The sequence below is a fragment of the Bauldia sp. genome, from assembly GCF_965232525.1.
Lineage (GTDB): Bacteria > Pseudomonadota > Alphaproteobacteria > Rhizobiales > Kaistiaceae > Bauldia.
Map to the genome: position 1 here is coordinate 2,603,298 of NZ_OZ246980.1, position 21,800 is coordinate 2,625,097.

Consider the following 21,800-nt stretch of genomic DNA (forward strand, 5'->3'; position numbering starts at 1 on the left):
GACAACCGGGAGGTAGGTAAATGGGTAAGTCGATCCTGAAACTGATGGTCGCCGGCACCGCGCTCGCGACAATCATGGCCGCGTCGGCCCAGGCCGAGGACGGACCGAAGACCATCGGCTACGTGGTCAACTACGCCACGCACGAATGGTATCAGAACGTTATCAAAGGAATGCAGGACCGGGCCGAGCAGCTCGGCATGACGCTGGAAGTCAAGGACGCCAATCTGGACGTTGCCAAGCAGGTCTCGGCGGCAGAAGACTTCATGTCCCAGGGAGTCGACGTGCTGATCCTGACGCCCGTTAACGAGGAGGGCGTCGTGCCGCTGCTGCGCCGCGCCAAGGCAGAGGGTATGCCGGTGGTGCTGGAAGGCAACCCCGTCAGGGGCATGACCACCATGGTCGCGATCTGCGACTACGACACCGGTTATCACGCCGGGGTCGAAGCCGGGAAGTACGCCAAGGAGAACTTCGGCGGCGTTGCCAAGGTGATGAATGTCGGCCTACCGCTGCTCTCCGCCACTGTGCTCCGCTCCGAGGGCTTCATGGACGGTATCCGTACCCAGATCGCGGACGCTGAACTGGTCCACGATCTCGATGGCGGCGGCAATCCCGATCGGGCGCTGGAAGTCTCGACCGCCGCGCTCGCCCAGAACGACGACGTCAACATCATCTACGGAATCAACGACTCGTCGTCGCTTGGCGGTCTCCAGGCGTGGAAGGCGGCCGGCAAGTCACAGGACAATCTGCTGGTGGTTGGTACCGGTGGCGAAGGTCTTGCCTTCATCAACGCGATGGAGAACGAGCCTTCGTATCAGATCGAAGCGGCGATGTTCCCGGAGAAGGTCGGCTTCACCACCATCGATGCGGCGGTGTCGGTTTACAACGGCGACGAGGTGCCAGAGCATATCGTCAGCCCGACCTCGCCGATGATCGGCGAGGAGTGGGCGACCTACTACCAGTACGACGGTGACAGCCGTGCGATCATCTGGGATGCGGTCAACGCCATTCAGCCGCCGGATGCCTGCATGAAGACGGCGGCGGACCTGAAAGGGTAAGTCGGCTACACTCATCGCGCCCGGGACCGCTGACGGTTCCGGGCGACGATGCGGAGCGTCGAACGTCCGATGGTCAGCGAAGTCTCTGCGCCGGAACGATCACCCAACGTCATCGGTGCGCTGGCGAGCAAGGGACCGATCGTCCTGATCGTCGCGCTGGCGGTTATCTGCCTGGCGATCTCGCTGGCCGAACCGCAGTTCTATTCCGCTGCCAACATCATCGCCATTCTGCGCCAGTCGGCGATGGTGCTGATCGTCGCGTGTGGCATGACTATGCTGCTGATCACGGCCGAGGTCGACCTGTCGGTCGGCGCGTCGATCGCGTTCGTCGGCTGCGTCGCCATGGACGTGATGAACAACACCGACAGCGTGTTTCTCGGCGCCCTTGCCGGTATCGCCTTCGGCGGTGCCGTCGGTTTGTTCAACGGCCTGGTGGTGACCAAGCTCCGGGTCAATTCGCTGATCGCCACCATCGGGACGATGATGATCCTGCAGGGTGGGGTGTTCCTCTATACCCGCGAGGCGGTGCAGAACCGCCACCACATCCCCTCCTTTGTCGATATCGGCGCCGGGTATGTGGGGCCGGTGCCGATCCCGGTCATCGTCGCCGCTATCGTGTTCGCCGCCTCCTATCTGGTGCTGCGGCACACCACGCTCGGTCGTTATCTCTACGCCTCCGGCGCCAACGAGAAGGCGGCGCGGCTCTCGGGTCTGCGGACCCAGCGGCTCAAGCTGTTCGCCTTCGTGCTCACCGGACTACTGGTCGGCGTCGCCGGGTTGATCCTGGTATCGCTGATGAATGCCGGCCAGCCCACCGCCGGCCGCGGGTTCGAACTGGTGGTGATCGCGGCGGTGATCCTCGGCGGCACCAGCCTGTCCGGCGGGCGGGGGACGTTGATGGGTACACTGCTCGGCGTACTGGTTCTCAAGGTTATCGATAACGGCATCATCGTTCTGCAATGGAACCAGGACCTCCAGATGATCGTGCCCGGCGTGGTGCTGATCCTGGCGATCTACTTCGATGTGCTGCGGAGGAAGGCCGATGCCAGCTGACACCGCCCTCGCGCCTGCACAGGTCGAAGTCGAGGATACCGCCGCCCTCGACATGGTCGGCATCTCCAAGCGGTTTCCCGGCGTCGTCGCCCTCGATGGGGTGAGCTTTCATCTCGAAGCCGGCAAGGTCCATGCCCTGATGGGCGAGAACGGTGCCGGCAAGTCCACGCTGATCAAGATCCTCGCCGGTGTCTACGAGAAGGATGCCGGCACCATTCGTATCCGTGGCCGCGACGCGGAGATCGCCCACCCGAGCGATGCGATCCGGCAGGGCATCAAGGTCGTGTTCCAGGAGATCGCGCTGATCCCCGAGTTCACAGTGGCGGAGAACATTTTCCTCGAAGCCTATCCGACCGGGGCGATCGGATCGATCGACTGGCGCGCCATCCGCCGCGATGCCAAGGCGCTGTTCGAGCGGCTCGGCTTCGACGTCGATCCCAAGGCGCGCACGGGCACGCTGCCGATTAGCCAGCAGCAGATGGTGGAGATCGCCCGGGCGCTGGCGCACGAAGCGCAGATCGTGGTGATGGACGAGCCGACATCATCGCTGACACCCAACGAGGTCGAGCTGCTGTTCGCGGTCATCCGTCGGCTGACCGAGATGGGCATCGCAGTGGTCTATGTCAGCCACAAGCTCGACGAGGTGTTCGCGATCGCCGACACCGTCACCGTCCTACGCGATGGTCGGCATATCTCCACCAAGCCGATCGGCGAGCACACCAACGATACGCTGATCGAGGACATGATCGGGCGGCGGATCGAAAATCTGTTTCCGCGCCACCGCGGCCATGCCACCGCGGACATCGCACTCTCGGTGAAGGGGTTGTCGACCGAAAAATTGCAGGACATCTCGTTCGATGCCCAGGCCGGCGAGATCCTCGGCTTCTTCGGGCTAATGGGCGCGGGGCGGACCGAACTCGCCAAGGCGATCGTCGGATTCGATCCGATCAACGCGGGCACGATCGAGATCGGCGGCAAGCGGCTCTCGCCGCATGACACCCGTGCGGCCGTCACCCTCGGCATCGGGCTTCTCACCGAGGACCGCAAGGGCGAGGGGTTGATGCTCGAGTTGCCGGTGATCACCAATCTCTCGATTGCTTCGCTGGCCGACTTCGCCCGGCTTGGCTTTGTCGACGAGACCAAGGAACGGGCCGCGGGTCAGAGCTACGTCGACCGCTTTCGTATCCGCACCCCGAGCCTCAATCAGGAAGTCAAGAACCTCTCCGGCGGCAATCAGCAGAAGGTGATGCTCGCACGCTGGCTGATGCGGGGCCTGCGTGTGATCGTCGTCGACGAGCCGACCCGCGGCATCGATGTCGGCGCCAAGACCGAAATCTTCACACTGCTCGATCAACTCGCCGCCGACGGGCACACAGTGGTGATGATGACGTCGGAGATGCCCGAGCTGCTCGGACTGAGTGACCGGATCATGGTGATGGCGGAGGGGCGGATCACCGCGACCTTCGCGCGCGACGCGGCAACCCAGGAGACAATTCTCGATGCCGCAATCGCCTAGCCTTGCCGCCGGCCGGGCGCGGCCGGTCACTGACCTCTACGCGGCGCTGTCGCGGCAGAGCGAGATCGCGCTTGTCGTTTTGCTGATCGTATTGATCCTGTTTTTTTCGATCGCGACCGAGCACTTCGGCACCCTGCGCAACCTGACCAACGTACTTGGCCAAGCGTCGCTGATGATGATCGCCGGGATCGGGGTGGCGATCGTCTTCATGTCCGGCGAGGTGGATATTTCGGTCGGCTCGCTCCAGGCGGCGGTGGCGATCCCGCTTATCGTTTTGATGAATGAGACCGGGTCGTTGGCCATTGGTTTAGCCGGCGCGCTCTGTCTTGGGCTGATCGTCGGGGCGATAAACGGCTACCTCTCCGCCTATGTCGGCATCAACTCGCTGATTGTGACGCTCGGGATGCTGTTCATTCTGCGGGGCTGCGTTTACCTCTACACCGGCAAGACGGCGATCCCCGACGACGTCTATCTCGACTCGTTCTTCGCGATTGGCAACGAGCGGTTCCTCGGAGTCATCCCGTATCCGGCGCTGATCGCGTTCGGACTGCTGGCGCTGTTCATGTATGTGATGCGCTACCGACCGTTCGGACGGAAGGTCTACGCGGTCGGCGGCAACGCCGAGGTGGCGCGGCTCGCCGGACATAATGTGCGGGCGATCAAGTTCACCTGTTTCATCATCTCCGGCGTTCTCGGTACCGTCTCCGGTATCCTGCTCGCGTCACGGCTCGGCTCGGCAGTCCATCTCTCCGGGCTTGGTTTCGAGTTCCAGGTGGTCGCCGCGGTGGTGCTCGGGGGCGTCAGTCTCTCCGGCGGGGTCGGGTCGTTGTTCGGCGTCGCACTCGGCGTGCTGATCCTGTCATATCTGTCGAACGGGCTGGGGATGCTGAACCTGCCGACGGAATGGCAACTGGTGATCACCGGCTCGATCATCATCGTCGCGGTCGCCTTCGACGAATTGAAGCGGCGTCGGGCTGGATAGGGGAGGAGGTTATGGGTCGACTGGACGGGAAGGTCGCGGTCATCACCGGCGCGGCCGATGGTATCGGTCATGCCATCGCCGAGGGCATGGCACGCGAGGGCGCCCGGCTGTTCATCGGCGACATCAACGACGCCAAGGGCGAGGCCTTTGCCGAGGCGCTACGGGGCGAGGGGCATGAGGTCACATACATCCATTGTGATGTCGCCGAAGAGGCCGACATCGCCAACCTGATCAACACGGCGATCGCCGACACCGACCGCCTCGACGTTCTGGTCAACAATGCAGCGATCGCGATTGGCGGATTTCCGATCCATGAGATGACCAACGAGCAATGGCACCGGCTGATGGCGGTGAACCTGACAAGCGTGTTCCGGGGCTGCAAATACGCGCTGCCGCAGATGATCAAACAGAAGAGCGGATCGATCATCAACATGGCTTCGGCCCAGGGGCATATCGGCCTCGATGGCTGGACGGCTTACGCTGGCGCCAAGGGCGCCATCCTATCGATGACCCGCCAGATGGCGGTCGAGTTCGGCCCCGACAACGTTCGCGTCAACTCCATCTCGCCGGGGACGATCAGCACGCCGATGAACGAGAAGGTAGTCGAGGAGCTCGGCGACCATCTGACCCGTGCCTGGGTCAAGATGCATCCGATCGGCCGGATCGGTTTGCCGCAAGAGGTGGCGGAAGCTGCGATCTATCTCGCAAGCGATGCGGCAGGATTTACGACAGGCATCGATCTCAAGGTTGACGGCGGATTGACCGGCGCGCCGCGTTACGTGCCCGATCTGGTTTAGGTGAATTCAAGGGAGAGCCGACATGGACGGTGGTCTCGATATGAACAAGGCTCTGCAAGGGGTCACGGTGCTCGACTTTTCTCACCTGCTGCAGGGGCCGTTCGCGACTCAACTCCTCGGCGATCTTGGTGCCAACATCGTCAAGATCGAACGGGCCGGGCCGGGCGACCTGTTCCGGTCGATGACGTTCTTTGCCAAGTGGGTCGGTGGGTCGGAGAGCCCTAACTTCCTCGCCTGGAATCGCAACAAGCGTTCGATCGCGCTCAACCTCAAGAGCCCCAAAGTCCACGATCTGGTGATGGAGATGGCTAAGAAGGCCGACGTGGTCGTTCAGAACTTCCGGCCAGGCGTCCTCGACCGCCTCGGCTACGGCTACGAGGACTTCAAGTCGGTCAATCCGGGGATCATCTACTGTTCGGGGTCCGGCTACGGCGAGGATGGTCCGTATGTCGACCGGCCGGGGCAGGACATGCTTCTCCAGGGATTGACGGGGCTCGCATCGAATACCGGGCGCAATGACCAGCCGCCGGTGCCGACCGGCGCCGGCATGGCCGACCAGATCGGCGCGATGAACATGGTCTACGGCATCCTCGCCGCGCTGTACTGGCGGGAGAAGACCGGCAAGGGTCAAAAGATCGAGGTGAACCTGCTCGCCGGAATGCTCGCTCATCTGGCGCAGGAATATGTCGCTGTCCTCAACCTCGGTGAAGACCTCGAGCGGCCAATGTCCGGCATCGGCCATCCGGGTATGCAGGCGCCGTTCGGAATCTACGAGACCAAGGACGGCTACGTGTCGATCGCCATGAGCCCGTTCAAGACGCTTTACGAGGTGCTCGAGGCGCCTGAACTCGCGGTCTATGACGACCTCGAAACCCTCTACGACAAACGCGACGAGGTCTGGGAGCACGTCAACAAGGAGACCAAGAAGTTTGGCACGGCCGAGTTGCTCGATCGGCTGCTCGCCGTCGACGTATGGTGCGCCGAGGTTAAGGACATCCGCAAGGCGGCCGAGGACCCTCAAGTCCAACACATGGGTTTGATCACCAGCTACGATCATCCGAGAGGCGGGACGGTCAAGGTGGTTGGGCCGGCGATCCGGATGAGCGAGACGCCGCCCGCGATCGACCGGCCGGCACCGATGATCGGTGAGCACGGTCGCGAGATTCTCGCCGAGTTCGGTATCCCAAAGTCGGAGATCGATGATCTGGTCGCTGCCGGCGACATGACGATCGAGACCTGAGATGGGGTCAGACAACGATCTCCAGACGCTGTCGGTCGAGCATCGCGGGCCGGTGGCGATCGTCACCTTCCGCCGCGGCGACCAACTGAACGCAATCAATACCGTCATGCAGGCGGAAATCACCGAAGCGCTCAGTCGGCTCGGGACGGACGCCGACACGCGCGTGATCATCGTCACCGGCGAGGGGCGGGGCTTCATGGCCGGCGCGGATATCAAGGAATACGCCGCCCAGAGCGACGATGACTTCGCCGGTTTCCAGGCACGCGGCGGGGGGATGTATGCCGCGATCGAGGATAACCCGAAGCCGGTCATCGCCGCCGTCAACGGATTTGCGCTCGGTGGCGGTTTCGAGCTGGTGCTCTGCTGTGACATCGTCGTGGCGGTCGCCGAGGCCAAGATGGGGCTGCCCGAGATCAAGCTCGGTCTGATCCCGGGCGGCGGCGGCACCCAGCGTGCCGTCCGCATCCTGGGTCTGAACCGGGCGAAGTACCTGACCATGACTGGCGCCATGCTGCCGGCGGCCGATTTTGCCGGCTACGGGCTCGTCCAGGAGACGACGACGCCGGAAGAGTTGATGCCGCGAGCCCTGGCGATCGCCGAGGAGATCGCCAGCGGCGAACCGGAAGCCATTCGTCACCTCAAGCGATTGACAGCGTCAGCGACAGTCGCGGCGTTGGAGGATGGTCTGGCGGCGGAGCGCGATGCGGTCTGTGCGCTGTACCGGACCGACCAGGCCAAGGCCAAAGTGCAAGCCTTCGCCGAGAAGAGTGCGGCACGCGAAGCGCGAGGACGCTGACCGATGGCTGAGGGGACCAGCGATGACTTTCGGGGCCTCGGCTGGGCGCATGGTTGCCTGACTGTTCAGCGCCTCGGGGCCATGCTGGCGCCGGTGACGTTTCTTCTGCCCGGGGGGCGACAGGTGAGCCCGATGCATATCGCGCCATGGGCAGACGAACCGGGTGGCGGCGACTTGCCGGGTATTCTGCGTCGTTTGCGCGGCGAGTGGCCGTGCGTTCCCTTCGGCTACACGGTTCCGGCTGATGGCTTCACGCCGGAGTGGGCCGCGCAGATCAAGCCAGGTGCGCCGGACGAGGCGCCGCATGGTCATGCTTCGAACGCAGAGTGGGAGTGGACGGAGGTTGGGCCGACCGAAATTCGGCTCGGGCTCGACTATCCGGGCTCGAGCCTCGTCGCCCGGGTTGAGCGAACGGTGACGCCCGATCCCGACGCGCCGGCGATCGATCTGACTTTCCAGATCGCGGTACGGGAAGACTGTCGTTTGCCGATCGGGCTCCACCCGGTGTTCCGCCTGCCGTCGGCGGTCGGTGGGGCGCGGCTGGAACCCGGTGCGTTTTCGGATGGTCACACCTATCCCGGCACGGTCGAGCCGGAGGCGCCCTTGTTCGCACGGGATCGCGAATTCGATTCATTGACCGCCGTGCCGGGTCGGGATGGTGGGGCGATCGACGCTTCGCTCTTGCCGCTCGAAGCGGACACAGAGGAACTGCTCCAGCTCGACGGGATCGACGGGACGGCAGCTTTGGCCAACGAGGCGGAGGGCTACCGGGTTCGGCTTTCCTGGCAGAAGGAACACTTCCCGAGCCTGCTGCTCTGGTACAGCAACCGCGGCCGCCAGATGGCGCCGTGGAACGGCCGACATGTGGCGATCGGCGTCGAACCGATCTGCTCGCCGTTCGGGCTCGGTCCGGCAACCGCGCTGAGCGATAACCCGATCGCCCGATCCGGCGTCGCGACGGCAATCGCCATCCGTAAGGACGATCCGCTCGTCACCCGCTATCGGATCGCCGTCGAGCCGCTGTGATGGCGGCGGCTCCGGTCCACGAAAGCCTGGTCAAGCCGAACCGGCCGATCTTCACCGATGTCGCCGGGCTGGCGGCGATGGTCGACGATGGCGATATGTTTGGCATCGGCGGGCATCACTTCGCCCGGCTGCCGATCGCCCAACTCCTGGCGTTAGCAGATCGCGGCGTTCGGGATCTGCATTACACTTCCTGGGCCGGCGGGTTGTCGCTGGAGGTATTGCTTGACGCCGATGCCGTCGCGTCGATCGACATCTGCTTCTCCAGCCTCGACATCTTCGGGCTGGCACCGCGGTTTCGGGCCGCGGCCGAGTCCGGATCGATGCCGGTACGCGACTGGACGGCGCTGGCTATGATCCAGGCGCTGAAGGCGGCCGAGCAAAACCTGCCGGCCTTGCCCTTCGCGGTTCCCGCTGGCTCCGACATGATGGACCGGATTCCTTGTGCAGTGGTCGAGCATGAGACGCGGACCAGCGAGGCGGTCGGCACCATCCCGCCGCTGCGGCTCGACACGGTTCTCCTCCATGCACCGCGGGCGGACGAACACGGCAACGTTCAGACCATCGGCGCGCTGGCGCTCGATTGGGCGATGGTCAGTGCCGCCCGCAAGGTGCTGGTGACGGTCGAGGAAATTGTGCCGCCCGGCACGCTGGCCAAGGACGGGCGCCAAACGGTCCTGACCCGCAATCGGGTGAGCGCCATCGCGCAAGCCGAAGGCGGTGCCTGGCCCTGCTCGTGTCTGCCATTCTACGTGACTGACTATGCGGCACTGCGCGATTTTGTTGAGGCAGACGCACCGTTGGCACAGTCGCGTCGGCTGCCGCCGGGCGGGGTGCCGGATCACCTGCGGACGGCGGCGCGGATTCCGGCTTCAGTCGCAGCGAGTGGCCTGCCGGTGACCCCAAGCGCGACTCCGGATGCGCCGCCGACTGTCGATGAGATGATGGCCTGGCGGCTTGCTGCGGAACTCGACAATGACAGCTTCGCCAGCGCCGGGGCGGTGTCGCCGCTCGCCAATGTCGCCTACCGCCTCGCCAAGGCGACCCACGCGCCAGACATGATCATTGCGACAATGACCTGCGGTCACGTCGACATCGATCCGAGCCCGATGACCCTCAGCCTGATCGAGCCGTTCGACGCCGAGACGGCGGTCACCCATGCCGGCGGTGACGACACCTATGCGACCTACTATCAGGCCGGTGCCGTCACCCACGAGATCGTCGGCGCCGGGCAGGTGGACCGGCGCGGTCAGGTCAACACCATCGCCATCCGCAAGAAAGATGGCGGCACGATCCGCCTGCCGGGACAGGGCGGCATGGCCGACGTCGCCAATATGGATGCGAACTTCATCGTCTACGTGACGCGGCACAATCCGCTGTCCCTGGTCGAGACGGTCGATGTCGTCAGTTCCGCACGTGGCTATGTCGGCGATGCGGAACGGCAGGCACGGGGCCTGCGGCCCGGTGCGGTCAAGCTCTTCACCAATCTTTGCGTCTTCGAACTCGATCTCGAAACGCGGGAACTGGCGGTCGTCGAGATCATGCCCGAAGTGACGCGTGAAGCGATCGCCGATGCCACCGGCTTTGTGGTCCGGTTCAGCAAGGACTGCCGTGAGGTGGGCGCCATTCCTGCCGACGACCTGCGCGTCCTGCGTGAGCAAATCGATCCGCTTGGGTTGCGGCGGCTCGAATTTGTCGGTGCCCGCGACCGCGGCGCGCTGCTCGACGAAATCATCAGCCGCGACCGGGACCTCATCACCGCGCTCGCGGTGCAAACGGAACGGGAGGACGCCACAGCATGACACCGATCCTCGACATCGCCGCAGCACGCGTGTTCTTCGACGGTATCTTCTCGACGCCGCGAGTCGCGCATCCTGAAGGGGTCGCGGTGCACGCTGACGGCGCGATCTGGTGCGGCACCGAAACCGGAGACCTGTTGCGGATCGAAGCCGACGGCTCGGCCGTATCACTGATGGGGACCACCGACGGCTTTCTGCTTGGCATCACCTTTGATAGTGCCGGCAATTGCTTCGCCTGCGACCTGAAGCACAAGGCGATTTTTCGGCGCGACGGCACGACCGGCCACATGACCCGCTTTGCCGACGCCGGCATAGAGATACCCAACTACGCGGTGGTCGACGAAGCACGCGGGCACCTCTACGTGTCAGACAGCGCCGGCAACCCTGGCGTCGGTGTCTATCGTTACGATCTCGCCACCGGCGAAGGCGGTGTCTGGTGCGACGGGCCGATGACGTTCGCTAACGGCATGGCGATGGCGCCCGATGCCCGCGGCCTCTACGTGGTCGAGAGTTTCGCGCCGGGGGTTGCGTTCGTGCCGATCGAAGCCGACGGATCGGCCGGGGCGATCACGCGACCAATCACCGGAGTCGAAAGCGTCCCGGATGGTCTCGCCTTTGCCGCGGACGGGACCCTCTATATTTCGTGCTACGAGCCGAGCCGCATCTACCGGTTGCGGCCGAGCGGGACGCCTGAGTTGTTGATCGAAGATCCGCACGCGACGACCCTAGCGCATCCGACCAACATCGCGCTCAAGGGCGAAAAAATGTACACGGCCAACCTCGGCCGCTGGCATATCACTGAGATCGATCTGGCGAAATCGTGATCGGGTGATCCGCGCTGAAACCGGCCCGGCAGGCGCCGATGCCTTGAAATCGGCCCATAGGACAACCGATATCCCAATCCAGTGAAGGCGTTAGCGCCTTTGGGACGGACTCACTGAGAAAGGGACATGGCGTTGTTGAGATTGAGCGTTTTGTCGGGTGCCGTCGGTGGCTTGGCCTTGATGGCGGTTACGGCTGCCAGCAGCCCCAGTGTCGCGGCCCAATGCTGTGTCGAGCGGCCGGCGTCGACGTCGTTGAATACCGAAGTGATCGCCTCCGGCCTCGATGGACCCTGGGGGATGGCGTTTCTGCCCGACGGGTCGATCCTGGTGACCGAACTCCCCGGCAATATCCGACGCATCGTCGACGGTGTGGTGTCGGCACCGTTTGCCGGCGTTCCGGAGGTCGGCTATGTGGGCCAGGGCGGGCTGCTCGACATCGCCCTCGATCCCGACTTCGCCGAGACCCAGACGATTTTCTTCTCCTACGCTCAGCCGTCGGATCGGGGCCGGTCGTACGGTACCGCCGTCGCCCGGGCCCGGATCGACCTCGATGCAGGACGTCTGGAGGACGTGCAGACGATCTTCACGTCGAATGAAGAAAGCTCCGGCGGGCGCCATTTCGGCTCGCGCATCCGCTTCGCGCCCGACAAGACACTGTTCGTCACCATCGGCGATCGCGGCACCCAGATGCGGGCGCAGGACCCGTTCGACCATGCCGGTTCTGTCGTTCGCATTAACCGCGACGGCTCGATCCCGGCCAATAATCCCTTTGCCGACGGACGCGATGCGTTACCGGAAATCTGGTCGATCGGGCACCGTAATGCCCAAGGCGCGGCGATCCATCCGGAGACCGGAGAGCTATGGACCCTGTCGCACGGCGCCCGCGGCGGCGACGAGGTCAACCAGCCGGAGGCCGGCCTCAACTACGGCTGGCCGCTGATCTCCTATGGCCGCAACTATTCTGGCTTTGGATTCGCCCAAGGCAGCGAAGCGGAAGGCCTCGAGCAGCCGATTTACTATTGGGACCCGTCGATCGCGCCATCAGGGTTCGACTTTTACAGCCACCCGGCGCCGCTCATTCCGGACTGGCAGGGGTCGCTGCTGGCTGGTGCCCTGCGCGAACAGTTGCTTTCGCGACTGATCCTCGATGGCGATACGGTGGTCGCCGAGGAGCAGTACTTCGTCGGCACCTTCGGTCGCATCCGCGATGTGCGGACCGGCCCCGACGGCGCCGTCTGGCTCCTCACCGATGGCGGCGAGCTGATCCGGGTAACGCAGGCGGTCAGTTAGCGGACACGGACAATCGGGTCGGTCACCGTCGCCAGCGGCGGGCGCGGGCTCGAACTGACGCGGAGGAGTCCCGCCCGGCGGTTTCCAAAGCGTCCTCGGCCTGCCTGGAAAGCTTTGGGCTCCGCGATGCGAGGTGTTGGAGCGCGTCCATCGACCATGCCCGCAAAAAAGGCCGGTCGCTCCGGAGCAACGGTGTCAGCCAGGCGGCGAACAAATCTGCGAGGCGCGCCGGTATCTCCATGTACTGCAAGGATTGGCAGATATGGAGCTGGGCCTGCCACGACGTCACCGCATCAAGATGAGCGACAAGGTCTTCCGTCTGCGACGGCGTGAGCCGAACGCCGTCCTCGAGGCAGTTCTTGATCAGCCACGTCGAGCCGTCGGAGATCTGCGGGTTCTTTGCGGAGGCCAGCCGAACGACTTCGGATACGAACGTTGGTTCGCCGCCAAACTTGGCGCGAATCTCCGACAAGATCGTGGTTGCCTTGCCATCGAAGCGGGCAAGTGCCTCCTCAATCGTGCTCATCGGTGCGATCTCAAACTTACCTAGCGAGAGACGAACCGCCCGGAGCGTGCGCCGGTATGGGCGCCGGCCTGCCAGCCGATCTTGCCGTTGACAAAGACGCGGTCGATACCATGGGCCGGCCGGGTCGGTTCCTCGAACGTCGCCCGGTCGATGATCTCGTCGGCGTCAAACAGGACAAGGTCGGCATAAGCGCCTTCGCGGACGACACCGCGGTCGGTCAGGCCGAAGCGCGACGCCGACAGGCCGGTCATCTTGTAGACGGCGTCCTCCAGCGAGAACAGGCCTTCCTCGCGGCAGAACTTGCCGAGGACGCGCGGGAAAGTCCCCCACAGCCGCGGATGCGGATGGCTGTCATGGGGCAGTCCGTCGGAGCCAATCATCGTCGGCGGGTAGGCGAGGATGCGCCGGACGTCGGCTTCGTCCATCTGGAAGTAGATACCGCCCGCGGGGGAAAGCCGACGCGCCGCGTCCTGCTGGGAGCAGCGCCATTCGGCGGCGATGTCGGCCAAATCGCGGCCGGACATCTCAGGGTACGAGATCGACCACGACACCAGGGTGCGCACTTCGGGATCGATCCAGTCCGGGTCGAGCACGGTCGAGCCGGCAGCGTAGGGATAGGCATCGAGGCCGACACGCTGTTTGGCGCGGGTTGCCTCGATCAGCGGCAGCGTCTCCCGGCTCCGGCCCCAGTTCCGCGGGCCGGCGCATTTATGGTGGGAGATGACGATCGGCACGTCGGCCTTGTTGGCCGTTTCGAATGACTCGTGCAGTGAGTCGAGGACATGATCGTGCTCGTCGCGCATGTGGGTGACGTAGACGCCGCCCTTGTCGGCGAGCAGTTCGGCCAGCGCTACGACCTCCTCCATGTCGGCGGCGGCGTTGGTCTTGTAATAGAGGCCGGTGCTGAAGCCGATGGCGCCGTCGTCGAGGCAAGCGGCGAGGCGCTCCCGCATGCGGTCGAGTTCGGCCGTATTAGCCTTCTTCCCGATGTCGTCCATAGCACCGATCCTCAGTGTGCTGTGACCGATCAGCATGGCGATGTTGATGCTCGGCGCTGCCGCCTCGACCGCGGCAGCATAGTCGCGGAGCCGCTCGAAGCGGAACGTTCCCGGATCGGCGTTGGCGATCAGCGTAAGCGGCGGCGGTGGGTTGTCGAGTTGCCCCGGCGCGATGCTAATGCCGCAGTTGCCTGCAACGACGGTGGTTACGCCCTGGCTGAGCTTGGCGGACATGTCGGGCGACACGAGGACGGCGTTATCGTCGTGGGTGTGGACGTCGATGAAGCCTGGCGACACCGTGAGGCCGGTCGCATCGATGACAGTGGCGTCCTCGGTGGCGATTGCTCCGGGCTCGGCGATGGCGGCGATACGTTCGCCCTTCAGCAAGACGTCGGCCTTGCGTCGCGGCGCGCCTGTACCGTCGACAAGATCGCCCGAGCGGATCAGGATGGCGTTCGGCGTGTCGTTCATAGTCAGTCTCCCAACGGCTCCAGGACTTCGCCTTCGCGGAAGTTGAGGAGGTTGTACTTGATCCGCCGCAGCGTCTCCTGGGCATCGCCGCCGAGCTTGTAGGCGCAGCCAGTCGCGATGAGATCGACGACAACCATGAAGGCGTAGCGCGACGCCGACGGTTTCAGGATGTTGGAAATTTCGGGGATGTCGATGGTCACCGCGATGTCGGCTGCCTTGGCCAGTTCCGAGTCCGGCTTGGTGATGGCGACCACGCAGGCGTGATAGTCCTGCGCGAGACGCACGGCGCCGAGGATCTCCGGGATACGACCGGTCGCCGACAGGGCGATGACAACGTCATCGGCGCCAAGGGTGCACGCGATCATCCGCATCAGATAAACGTCGGAGTAGGCGGTCACGTCGACGCCATAGCGGAACAGTCGGTATTGCGTGTCCTGGGCTAGTGACGTCGAGCCTCCGCCGACGCCGAATACGATCACCCGACGGGCGTCGGCGATGACGTCGATCGCCTCGCGGATACGGTCGCTGTCGAGCTGCGTCTCGGCATGATCGAGCGCCGCCCGGGCGTGATGAAAGACCATGTCGGCGAAGGGGAGGTCGGCGTTCGGCGCTTCTGGCAAGCGCGGCGGTTCGCGCAAATACATCGACCCAACGATCAGGCTCTGGGCGAGCTTGAGCTTGAAGTCACGCACACCGTCGCAGCCCATGGCGCGGGAGAACCGGGTCACGGTTGGTTCACTGACCTTGGCCCGGCGGGCGAGGTCAGCGCTGCTGGCGCGCACCGCAAATTCGATGTCCGCCAAAACCGCATCAGCTACGCGCCGTTCCGATGGCCTGAGGTCGGGCTGAGCCTCCTTCAGCCGTGAAATGAGGTCGACCGCGTGCGCCTGTTCACTGGGCGACATTTGCGGGCGAGCGCTGTCTGTCTTTTCCAGAGACGAGCGTGGGGGTCGGGAGGCGGGCGCGGGATCGGTCACATCTCCTCCACGGTCAGGTTGCGGGTCATAACGATGTTGCCGGCGGTCAGGCCACAATCGACGGGCAGAACCGCGCCGGTGATCGCCGATGCGTCGTCGGAGGCGAGGAAAACGACCACCTTGGCGACTTCGTCCGGTTCAACGATCCGACCGAGCGGATACCAACTGGCAAGTTCAGTGAACACGGCCGGGTTCTTTTCCCGCCGCTCGTCCCAGATTGGGGTCCGCACGGTGCCCGGGCAGATGACATTGGCGCGGATGCCGTAGCGGCCATACTCGGCGGCCAGCGACTGGGTGAAATTGATCATACCCGCCTTGGCGGCGCTGTAAGCGGGATCGCCAAGCGCGGACAGCCCGTTGACGGAGGCGACGTTGACGATGATGCCGGTACCGGCGGCCTTCATGTCCGGGAGCACAGCGTGGGTGCAGTTGAAGGCACCGTTGAGATTGCCGGTGACGTCGTGGTGCCAGGTTTCCGGTGTTGTCTTCTCGATCGTCGTGCGGCTGGAGAAGCCGGCGTTGTTGACGAGAATATCGATCGGTCCGAGGACTTTCCGGAAGCCGTCGACCGCAGCCATCACTTGATCGGCATCCGCGATGTCGGCGACGGCGGGCGCGATCGCGACGCCCTCGGCCGCGAGCCGTTCGGCCAGTGTATTGACCGCATCCCTGACGTCGAGCGCTGCGATCTTCGCGCCACGCGAACCGAACTGATGCACGAGGGCGGATCCGATGCCGCCGGCGGCACCTGTGATCACCACCACCTTGTCGGCAAAGGCACTCATGGTTGGGACTCCAGCGCGGCGAGAGCGTCGCCGATCCAGTCAAGGCTGGCGGGGCGCAGGTGGCCGTAGTTGTAAAAGGCGAGGTCGGTGACACCGGCTTCGCTCAGCGCGGCGACTGCGTCGATAACTGCGCCGCGGCTGTCGAGGTCGGGATGCGAGGGCCGAAGGATGCCGCGGAGCTTGTCCGTGCCGCCGGTCCGGCGGGTGACGTCGAAGAGGTCGCCGCGGATGCGGTCGACGCTCGGCTCGTAAAAACAGGCATCGATACTGTCGGCGACGGATGTCAGCGCGGCGAGGTCGGTGCCTTCGTACCAAGCGCCGCCGGTCGGCCGCGCCACCGAGGGGATGACCGAAACCTCGATGTCCGACCGGACGGCGGCACGGATCTCCGCGACCAGCGCGGTGACGATGCCGCGGCGCCAGCGCAAGAATCGCCCGAGGTCCGGATCGGCGACAATATCGGCTAGCCAGAACGCGTCGGCCATGTCGTCGGTAAAGTCGATGTCGCTGACGAGATACGATTCGATCGCGGTCCGAACGCGATCGCGCAGCGCTTCAGCGTCGATGCCGTCGTCGTAAGCGCCGTCTCGACAGTTGTCGCAGAAGCAGAGGCCGAGCAGATCGTTCAGCCAGCGGTTCTGACGGGCGAGGGCGAATTCGTGGTGGTAGCCGTGGACGAAAGGGAGGAAGCCCGGCGTCTCCAAAACGATCCGCCGAACGCCGTATGACTCGGTGACGTCCGTGCATAACGCCAGGGCATATTCGTGGGCGGCGGGGGCGGCCGGGCAGAGACTGTAGACGTAACGGTCGCCGAAGGCGTTGGCGACCGTGACGTGCGGATAGGCCATGCCGATGCGGGTATTGTGCATCAGCACCAGCCAGGCGTTGCTATCGAGGTCGGTGTCGTCGCAGAGGCTGGCGAGCACGTCGGTTTCGGCCAGGAGCGAATTCTCGGCGGGCTTGATCTCGCCGTACCGGGCGGCATCGGTGCGGAAGTACACCGTGCCGTCCTCCGGGAAGTAGACCTTGCCGGTCTGGCCATGGGGGCGGAGGAATTTGCCGGCGTGATAGGCGGCGGCCATGGTAACCGTGTTGAGACCACGATCGCGGAAATCGGCCGTCGCCGAGCCGACGCCGGCCTCTGCGAGATCCCATGCGTAGGCGTAGATAGCATGCTCGGCCATCGACCAGCCGTCTCCTCCCCGGGTAGAGATCGTTGATGTTGGAAACTTACACGAAAAACCTTGCATGTCCAAAAGCCGACACCTTGGAATTCCGCCAAATCGTCTTGCAAATTGCATGAGCGTGGAAGATACTTACAGGACGCAAAAAGAAGAACGGCGCCGGCTGCGGCGACGCAAACCAGTGTCGAGAATCGTTGATGATCCGGCGGGCGAGGGAGATGTCGTTAGCGTGCGACCAACGGCCGTGAGACAGGCGATGCGAGGCAGCGGGCCGGGGATGTTCCGGGGCCGTCGCGTATGACCGCCGCCGCGAGGCCCAAGCTCGTCGTCGACAAGGCGACCAAGTACTACGAAACCCAATCCGGTCTGCTGCACGCGCTTGACGACTACTCCATGTCGATCGGCGATGGCGAGTTCGCATGCGTCGTCGGGCCGTCCGGCTGCGGCAAGACCACGTTGCTGTGGTCGATCGCCGGGCTCCATTCGCTGACCAGCGGCACGGTCACCCTCGACGGCCAGCCGATCACCGGGCCGAACGAACAGATCGGTATGGTGTTCCAGGAAGCGAACCTGCTGCCCTGGCGGAACCTCGCCCGCAACATCCAGCTACCGTTCGAGATCAAGGGCACCGAGCCGGACGAGGGGCGGATCGAGCAACTGCTCGATCGAGTCGGCCTATCGGGCTTCGGCAACAAGTTTCCGCGGGAACTGTCCGGCGGCATGCAGCAGCGGGCCGCGATCGTCCGCGCACTGTCGTTCAATCCGTCGGTGCTGCTGATGGACGAGCCGTTCGGGGCGCTTGACGCGTTCACCCGCGACGAGATGAACCTGCTGGTGGAGGAAATCTGGCTCGAGACCCAGAAGACCATCGTCTTCATCACCCACAATATCGCCGAAGCGGTTTTCCTGTCCGACCGGGTGTTCGTCATGGCGGCGCGCCCCGGTCGTCTCGCCAAGGTGTTCGACATTCCCTTTTCGCGGCCGCGGTCGCTCGACCTGATGGCGACCCGCGATGTCTTCGACCTGGTCAACGAGATCAAGTCCGAGATCGAGCACCGGCCGAGCGCCGCCACAACGTCGATGCGGCATCATTCGCCGGAGCCGAACAAGACGATGGAAGCCGCCGATGGTTGATCGCGAACTCGGAGACCGCATTCCCGAATTCGGCGACGCCAAGCCGGCCGGCGACCAGAGTATCGGCGTCACCAATCTGTCCGCCTTCCGGGGCCAGGGGCGGAAGTCGACGATCGAGGTGCTGGCGATCATCGCCGTCGCGGTGGTCATCGTCGGTGGTGCCGAGGTCCTGATCCGGGTGTTCGAGGTTCCGGCGTTCGTCCTGCCACCGCCGAGCGCCATCATCGTGGCGCTGGTGACCGATTTCCCGTTCATCGCCCCCCATCTCGGCCACACCCTGGTGGAGCTGTTCAGCGGCTACGCGATCGGCGCGTCGATCGGCCTCGTGCTCGCGGCGGTTATCACCCAGTTTCCCTTCGCCGAGAAGATCATCGCACCGTACATCCTGATGCTGGTGACCACGCCGATGCTGGCTCTGGTGCCGCTACTCATCCTCAATTTCGGCTTTGGCTACACGCCGCGGATCATCGCCGTCGCGCTGGCTTCGGGGCCAATGGTGATGATCAACGCCGCCACCGGTTTCCGCCGCGTCGATCTCGCCAAGATCGCGCTCGCCCGTTCGTTCGGGGCGAGCACCCTGCAGATCTTCCTGAAAATCCGAGTGCCGATGGCGATGCCAATGATCATCGTCGGGCTGATGATAGGCGCGATTTTCGGGCTCCTGACCGCGGTTGGTGCCGAGATGGTCGGCGGTGGTTTCGGTCTCGGCAACCGACTGACCACCTATTCGTCGACGATCCAGATGCCGCAGTTCTTCGCGGTCATCCTGATCCTGTCGACATTGGGCATCCTGATCTATGTGGCGTTTTTCCTGATCGGCAAGAAATGGGCGGGGTGGCAGTCGTGATCGTGCCGCGGCCGGCCGGTCTTGCTTCCCCGATGCGATGACTGAGCAAACAAAGGGAGTGGACATCATGAAACGTAAGAGCAGTGGCCGAATGACCGCGCCGGGGATGAACCGTCGCTACTTCCTACAGGTATCAGCCGCCGGGGCGGTGACCGCGACCGCGCTTGGCGGTTCGTCGTTCTTCCCGACGCCGGCGCGCGCCGAGGATTCGATCACCTGGATTTCGCCGCGCGGCACACTCGAGGTGCTCGACGACTACCCCTATTGGGTCGGCAAGGAAATGGGCTACTTCGGCGACCTCAACACAGTGATGGAAGCCGGCCCGTCCGACGGCACCGCGACCGTGAAGTTCGTCGCTCTCGGCCAGGCCGACATGGGCTTCCCGTCGCCGGGTGTGTTCTCGTTTGCGATCGAGAACGACATGGATCTCGTATCGGTGTTCAACATGGGTGCGGTCGATGTCTTCGACTTCGCGTTCCGCCCGGGCGAAGGCGTCAAAAGCCTGAAGGAGATGGAAGGCAAGACCATTCTCCTTGGCTCGGCAGCCTGGCAGGCGATCACCGATCCGATGCTCGCCGCCGCTGGCGCCGACATCAGCACCATCACCTATCTGGAAGGTGGCTGGCCGCAATGGGGAACTGTCCTCGCTACAGGCCAGGGGGATGCCGCGCTCGCCTGGGAAGGGCTCCGGGCCGACTGGCAGGGCAAGGGGCTTGAGTTCGAGTACCTCCTCGGCATGGATCATTCGAACTTCCCGGCCAACGTCTTCGTCGTTCGGCGGATCGACACCGAGGATCCGGACCGCAAGGCACTATTGGAAGAGTATCTACGCGGCTGGGCGATGGGCCTTGAGTTTGGTCACCAGAATCCGCGGGCCGCGGTCCAGGCGGTGTTCAACGCGTTCCCGATCGTCAAGAACAACCTCGGCACTGAGCTTGGCACCGAGTCGATGATGCAGCTTGCCGGCGTCTTCCGCGGTAACATGGAGGAACGCGAAGGCTGGGGCTGGCACGACATGGCCAAGTGGGAGCTGTTCTTCAACACGCTGAAGGAGATCGGCCAGACCACCAAGGACGTCAAGATCGACGAATTCATCACCAACGCATTCATCGGTCCGGCCAACGACTTCGACCACGCCAAGGTCAAGGCGGACGCCGACGCCTACGAGCTGCCTGAGGATATGGCCGCCGTCGACGTCGCTGCCATCCAGGCGCGGTTCTTCGACAACGCGATCCGCTGAGCGGTTGTCGAGCCGGCGGGGTTAGAGCTCCGCCGGCCACGCCACCGCGCCGGGCGGGAACATCTGCGGCCGTGCGCCATGAGGCGGTGCCGCGCTGAACTCAGGGAGACTATGCCATGGCCGATCCGGTCAGGATCCTCGTTGTTGGCGTCGGTAACATGGGCGTGTCGCACGCCGACGCCTATCACCGGCTCGACGGCTTCGAAATCGTCGGGCTGGTCAGCCGCAACATCAAGGAGCGGACCGACTTGCCGGAGGCGCTGGCCGGCTATCCGCGCTTCTCCGACTTCGGTGAAGCCATGGCGGCGACCAAGCCGGACGCCGTGTCGATCAATACGTGGCCGAACACGCACGCCGAGTACGCACTGAAGGCGCTCGACGCCAACTGCCACGTCTTTATGGAAAAGCCGATCGCCACCAATATCGAGGACGCAGAAGCGGTGGTCGCCAAGGCGCGAGAGAAGAACCGCAAGTTGGTGCTTGGCTATATCCTCAGGGTGCATCCCTCATGGGTGAGGTTCATCGAGGTCGGCAAGACGCTCGGCAAGCCGCTGGTGATGCGTCTCAACCTCAACCAGCAGAGCAGCGGCCCGGCGTGGATGTGGCACAAGAATCTGATCGACTCGCTGATCCCGATCGTCGACTGCGGGGTCCATTATGTCGACGTGATGTGCCAGCTCACCGGCGCACAGCCCGTACGTGTCCACGGCATTGGGGCGAGTCTCTGGAAGGAGGCCGCCAAGCAGAACTACGGTCACCTCCACGTCACCTTCGACGATGGCTCGGTCGGCTGGTACGAGGCGGGCTGGGGACCGATGATGTCGGAGGAGGCCTTCTTCGTGAAGGACGTGGTCGGGCCGAACGGTGCGGTCAGCATCGTCGCCAATCAGGCGGCGCGGGGCGACGACATCGACCTTTCCGACTCGGCCGACATCGACAAGCACACCAAGACCGACGCGATCCGCCTGCACCACGCGACCGTGGACCCGGAGACGAGAGAGTTCACCAAGCCCGACGAACTGATGAGTATGGCCGACGAGCCGGACCATCAGGCGCTCTGCGATCGCGAGCAACTGCACTTCCTCAAGGCGATCCGCGAGGATCTCGACCTGTCGGAGTCGATGGACGCGGCGGTCAACAGCCTCAGGATCGTGCTCGCGGCCGAGGAGAGCATCGAAAAGGGCGAAGCGATCCACCTGAAGTGACGCTGGCGCAGATCAACGTGCGGATCGAGGGCATCGACACCGCAGTCTACGACATGGC

General features: G+C 64.2%; 20 protein-coding genes. 15 read left to right on the forward strand and 5 right to left on the reverse strand.

Translation table 11 applies throughout. The features are described from left to right. Positions 1-20: 20 nt before the first annotated feature. From ACO076_RS12350 to ACO076_RS12400, 11 genes are all read left to right on the forward strand, one after another. Positions 21-1,055, forward strand: coding sequence for a sugar ABC transporter substrate-binding protein (locus tag ACO076_RS12350; protein WP_421723131.1), 1,035 nt, complete (start codon positions 21-23; stop codon positions 1,053-1,055). 69 nt (positions 1,056-1,124) lie between these two features. Then, positions 1,125-2,108 carry an ABC transporter permease gene (locus tag ACO076_RS12355; protein WP_421723132.1) on the forward strand — a complete coding sequence of 328 codons (984 nt, stop codon included), beginning with the start codon at positions 1,125-1,127 and terminating at the stop codon, positions 2,106-2,108. Then, complete coding sequence (locus ACO076_RS12360) at positions 2,098-3,624, forward strand: sugar ABC transporter ATP-binding protein (protein ID WP_421723133.1); 1,527 nt, start codon at positions 2,098-2,100, stop codon at positions 3,622-3,624. Before ACO076_RS12355 ends, ACO076_RS12360 begins: the two co-directional genes overlap by 11 nt. Beyond that, complete coding sequence (locus ACO076_RS12365; protein ID WP_421723134.1) at positions 3,608-4,606, forward strand: ABC transporter permease; 999 nt, start codon at positions 3,608-3,610, stop codon at positions 4,604-4,606. Before ACO076_RS12360 ends, ACO076_RS12365 begins: the two co-directional genes overlap by 17 nt. An 11-nt stretch (positions 4,607-4,617) precedes the next feature. Then, positions 4,618-5,403: an SDR family NAD(P)-dependent oxidoreductase gene (locus ACO076_RS12370; protein WP_421723135.1), complete on the forward strand. Its 786-nt coding sequence runs from the start codon at positions 4,618-4,620 to the stop codon at positions 5,401-5,403. 22 nt (positions 5,404-5,425) lie between these two features. Continuing rightward, entirely contained in the window at positions 5,426-6,643 is a 1,218-nt protein-coding gene (locus ACO076_RS12375) for a CaiB/BaiF CoA transferase family protein (RefSeq protein WP_421723136.1), read from the forward strand. 1 nt (position 6,644) lies between these two features. Then, a complete protein-coding gene (locus tag ACO076_RS12380; RefSeq protein WP_421723137.1) occupies positions 6,645-7,439 on the forward strand; it encodes an enoyl-CoA hydratase/isomerase family protein in 795 nt (264 codons plus the stop codon). Positions 7,440-7,442: 3 nt separating this feature from the next. Beyond that, positions 7,443-8,465, forward strand: a complete 1,023-nt coding sequence (locus ACO076_RS12385) for a hypothetical protein (protein ID WP_421723138.1) — start codon at positions 7,443-7,445, stop codon at positions 8,463-8,465. Next, complete coding sequence (locus ACO076_RS12390; RefSeq protein ID WP_421723139.1) at positions 8,465-10,264, forward strand: CoA-transferase; 1,800 nt, start codon at positions 8,465-8,467, stop codon at positions 10,262-10,264. The genes ACO076_RS12385 and ACO076_RS12390 overlap by 1 nt, the downstream gene beginning before the upstream one ends. Beyond that, entirely contained in the window at positions 10,261-11,085 is an 825-nt protein-coding gene (locus ACO076_RS12395; RefSeq protein ID WP_421723140.1) for an SMP-30/gluconolactonase/LRE family protein, read from the forward strand. The genes ACO076_RS12390 and ACO076_RS12395 overlap by 4 nt, the downstream gene beginning before the upstream one ends. Positions 11,086-11,211: 126 nt before the next feature. Next, positions 11,212-12,375 carry a PQQ-dependent sugar dehydrogenase gene (locus ACO076_RS12400; RefSeq protein WP_421723141.1) on the forward strand — a complete coding sequence of 388 codons (1,164 nt, stop codon included), beginning with the start codon at positions 11,212-11,214 and terminating at the stop codon, positions 12,373-12,375. Between the two features lie 22 nt (positions 12,376-12,397). On the opposite strand, the gene ACO076_RS12405 is transcribed toward ACO076_RS12400, so the two are convergent. The 5 genes from ACO076_RS12405 to ACO076_RS12425 all read right to left on the reverse strand — a co-directional run bounded on the left by ACO076_RS12405 (position 12,398) and on the right by ACO076_RS12425 (position 17,316). Then, positions 12,398-12,901, reverse strand: a complete 504-nt coding sequence (locus ACO076_RS12405) for a hypothetical protein (RefSeq protein WP_421723142.1) — start codon at positions 12,899-12,901, stop codon at positions 12,398-12,400. A gap of 20 nt (positions 12,902-12,921) precedes the next feature. After that, a complete protein-coding gene (locus ACO076_RS12410; protein ID WP_421723143.1) occupies positions 12,922-14,370 on the reverse strand; it encodes an N-acyl-D-amino-acid deacylase family protein in 1,449 nt (482 codons plus the stop codon). A 2-nt stretch (positions 14,371-14,372) separates the two neighbouring features. Beyond that, the gene (locus ACO076_RS12415) at positions 14,373-15,275 is read right to left on the reverse strand and encodes a MurR/RpiR family transcriptional regulator (protein ID WP_421723144.1); all 903 of its coding nucleotides are present in this window, start codon (positions 15,273-15,275) and stop codon (positions 14,373-14,375) included. A 68-nt stretch (positions 15,276-15,343) separates the two neighbouring features. After that, positions 15,344-16,132, reverse strand: coding sequence for an SDR family oxidoreductase (locus ACO076_RS12420; protein WP_421723145.1), 789 nt, complete (start codon positions 16,130-16,132; stop codon positions 15,344-15,346). After that, complete coding sequence (locus ACO076_RS12425; RefSeq protein ID WP_421723146.1) at positions 16,129-17,316, reverse strand: hypothetical protein; 1,188 nt, start codon at positions 17,314-17,316, stop codon at positions 16,129-16,131. The genes ACO076_RS12420 and ACO076_RS12425 overlap by 4 nt, the downstream gene beginning before the upstream one ends. A 297-nt stretch (positions 17,317-17,613) precedes the next feature. Here ACO076_RS12425 and ACO076_RS12430 point away from each other — a divergent pair, with 297 nt between their 5' ends. From ACO076_RS12430 to ACO076_RS12445, 4 genes are all read left to right on the forward strand, one after another. Beyond that, complete coding sequence (locus ACO076_RS12430; RefSeq protein WP_421723147.1) at positions 17,614-18,450, forward strand: ABC transporter ATP-binding protein; 837 nt, start codon at positions 17,614-17,616, stop codon at positions 18,448-18,450. Further along, on the forward strand, positions 18,443-19,297 hold the full coding sequence (locus tag ACO076_RS12435) for an ABC transporter permease (protein ID WP_421723148.1): 855 nt from the start codon (positions 18,443-18,445) through the stop codon (positions 19,295-19,297). Before ACO076_RS12430 ends, ACO076_RS12435 begins: the two co-directional genes overlap by 8 nt. Positions 19,298-19,364: 67 nt before the next feature. Further along, complete coding sequence (locus ACO076_RS12440; protein WP_421723149.1) at positions 19,365-20,537, forward strand: ABC transporter substrate-binding protein; 1,173 nt, start codon at positions 19,365-19,367, stop codon at positions 20,535-20,537. A gap of 116 nt (positions 20,538-20,653) precedes the next feature. Then, positions 20,654-21,742, forward strand: coding sequence for a Gfo/Idh/MocA family protein (locus ACO076_RS12445; protein ID WP_421723150.1), 1,089 nt, complete (start codon positions 20,654-20,656; stop codon positions 21,740-21,742). Positions 21,743-21,800: the final 58 nt, after the last annotated feature.

Bases quoted from the DNA above. Each gene is read 5' to 3' on its own strand.
- ACO076_RS12410 (WP_421723143.1), bottom strand. From the start codon at position 14,370: ATGAACGACACGCCGAACGCCATCCTGATCCGCTCGGGCGATCTTGTC.
- ACO076_RS12385 (WP_421723138.1), top strand. From the start codon at position 7,443: ATGGCTGAGGGGACCAGCGATGACTTTCGGGGCCTCGGCTGGGCGCAT.
- ACO076_RS12365 (WP_421723134.1), top strand. From the start codon at position 3,608: ATGCCGCAATCGCCTAGCCTTGCCGCCGGCCGGGCGCGGCCGGTCACT.
- ACO076_RS12350 (WP_421723131.1), top strand. From the start codon at position 21: ATGGGTAAGTCGATCCTGAAACTGATGGTCGCCGGCACCGCGCTCGCG.
- ACO076_RS12425 (WP_421723146.1), bottom strand. From the start codon at position 17,316: ATGGCCGAGCATGCTATCTACGCCTACGCATGGGATCTCGCAGAGGCC.
- ACO076_RS12400 (WP_421723141.1), top strand. From the start codon at position 11,212: ATGGCGTTGTTGAGATTGAGCGTTTTGTCGGGTGCCGTCGGTGGCTTG.
- ACO076_RS12420 (WP_421723145.1), bottom strand. From the start codon at position 16,132: ATGAGTGCCTTTGCCGACAAGGTGGTGGTGATCACAGGTGCCGCCGGC.
- ACO076_RS12390 (WP_421723139.1), top strand. From the start codon at position 8,465: ATGGCGGCGGCTCCGGTCCACGAAAGCCTGGTCAAGCCGAACCGGCCG.
- ACO076_RS12355 (WP_421723132.1), top strand. From the start codon at position 1,125: ATGGTCAGCGAAGTCTCTGCGCCGGAACGATCACCCAACGTCATCGGT.
- ACO076_RS12435 (WP_421723148.1), top strand. From the start codon at position 18,443: ATGGTTGATCGCGAACTCGGAGACCGCATTCCCGAATTCGGCGACGCC.
- ACO076_RS12440 (WP_421723149.1), top strand. From the start codon at position 19,365: ATGAAACGTAAGAGCAGTGGCCGAATGACCGCGCCGGGGATGAACCGT.
- ACO076_RS12375 (WP_421723136.1), top strand. From the start codon at position 5,426: ATGGACGGTGGTCTCGATATGAACAAGGCTCTGCAAGGGGTCACGGTG.
- ACO076_RS12445 (WP_421723150.1), top strand. From the start codon at position 20,654: ATGGCCGATCCGGTCAGGATCCTCGTTGTTGGCGTCGGTAACATGGGC.
- ACO076_RS12405 (WP_421723142.1), bottom strand. From the start codon at position 12,901: ATGAGCACGATTGAGGAGGCACTTGCCCGCTTCGATGGCAAGGCAACC.
- ACO076_RS12395 (WP_421723140.1), top strand. From the start codon at position 10,261: ATGACACCGATCCTCGACATCGCCGCAGCACGCGTGTTCTTCGACGGT.
- ACO076_RS12360 (WP_421723133.1), top strand. From the start codon at position 2,098: ATGCCAGCTGACACCGCCCTCGCGCCTGCACAGGTCGAAGTCGAGGAT.
- ACO076_RS12370 (WP_421723135.1), top strand. From the start codon at position 4,618: ATGGGTCGACTGGACGGGAAGGTCGCGGTCATCACCGGCGCGGCCGAT.
- ACO076_RS12430 (WP_421723147.1), top strand. From the start codon at position 17,614: ATGACCGCCGCCGCGAGGCCCAAGCTCGTCGTCGACAAGGCGACCAAG.
- ACO076_RS12415 (WP_421723144.1), bottom strand. From the start codon at position 15,275: ATGTCGCCCAGTGAACAGGCGCACGCGGTCGACCTCATTTCACGGCTG.
- ACO076_RS12380 (WP_421723137.1), top strand. From the start codon at position 6,645: ATGGGGTCAGACAACGATCTCCAGACGCTGTCGGTCGAGCATCGCGGG.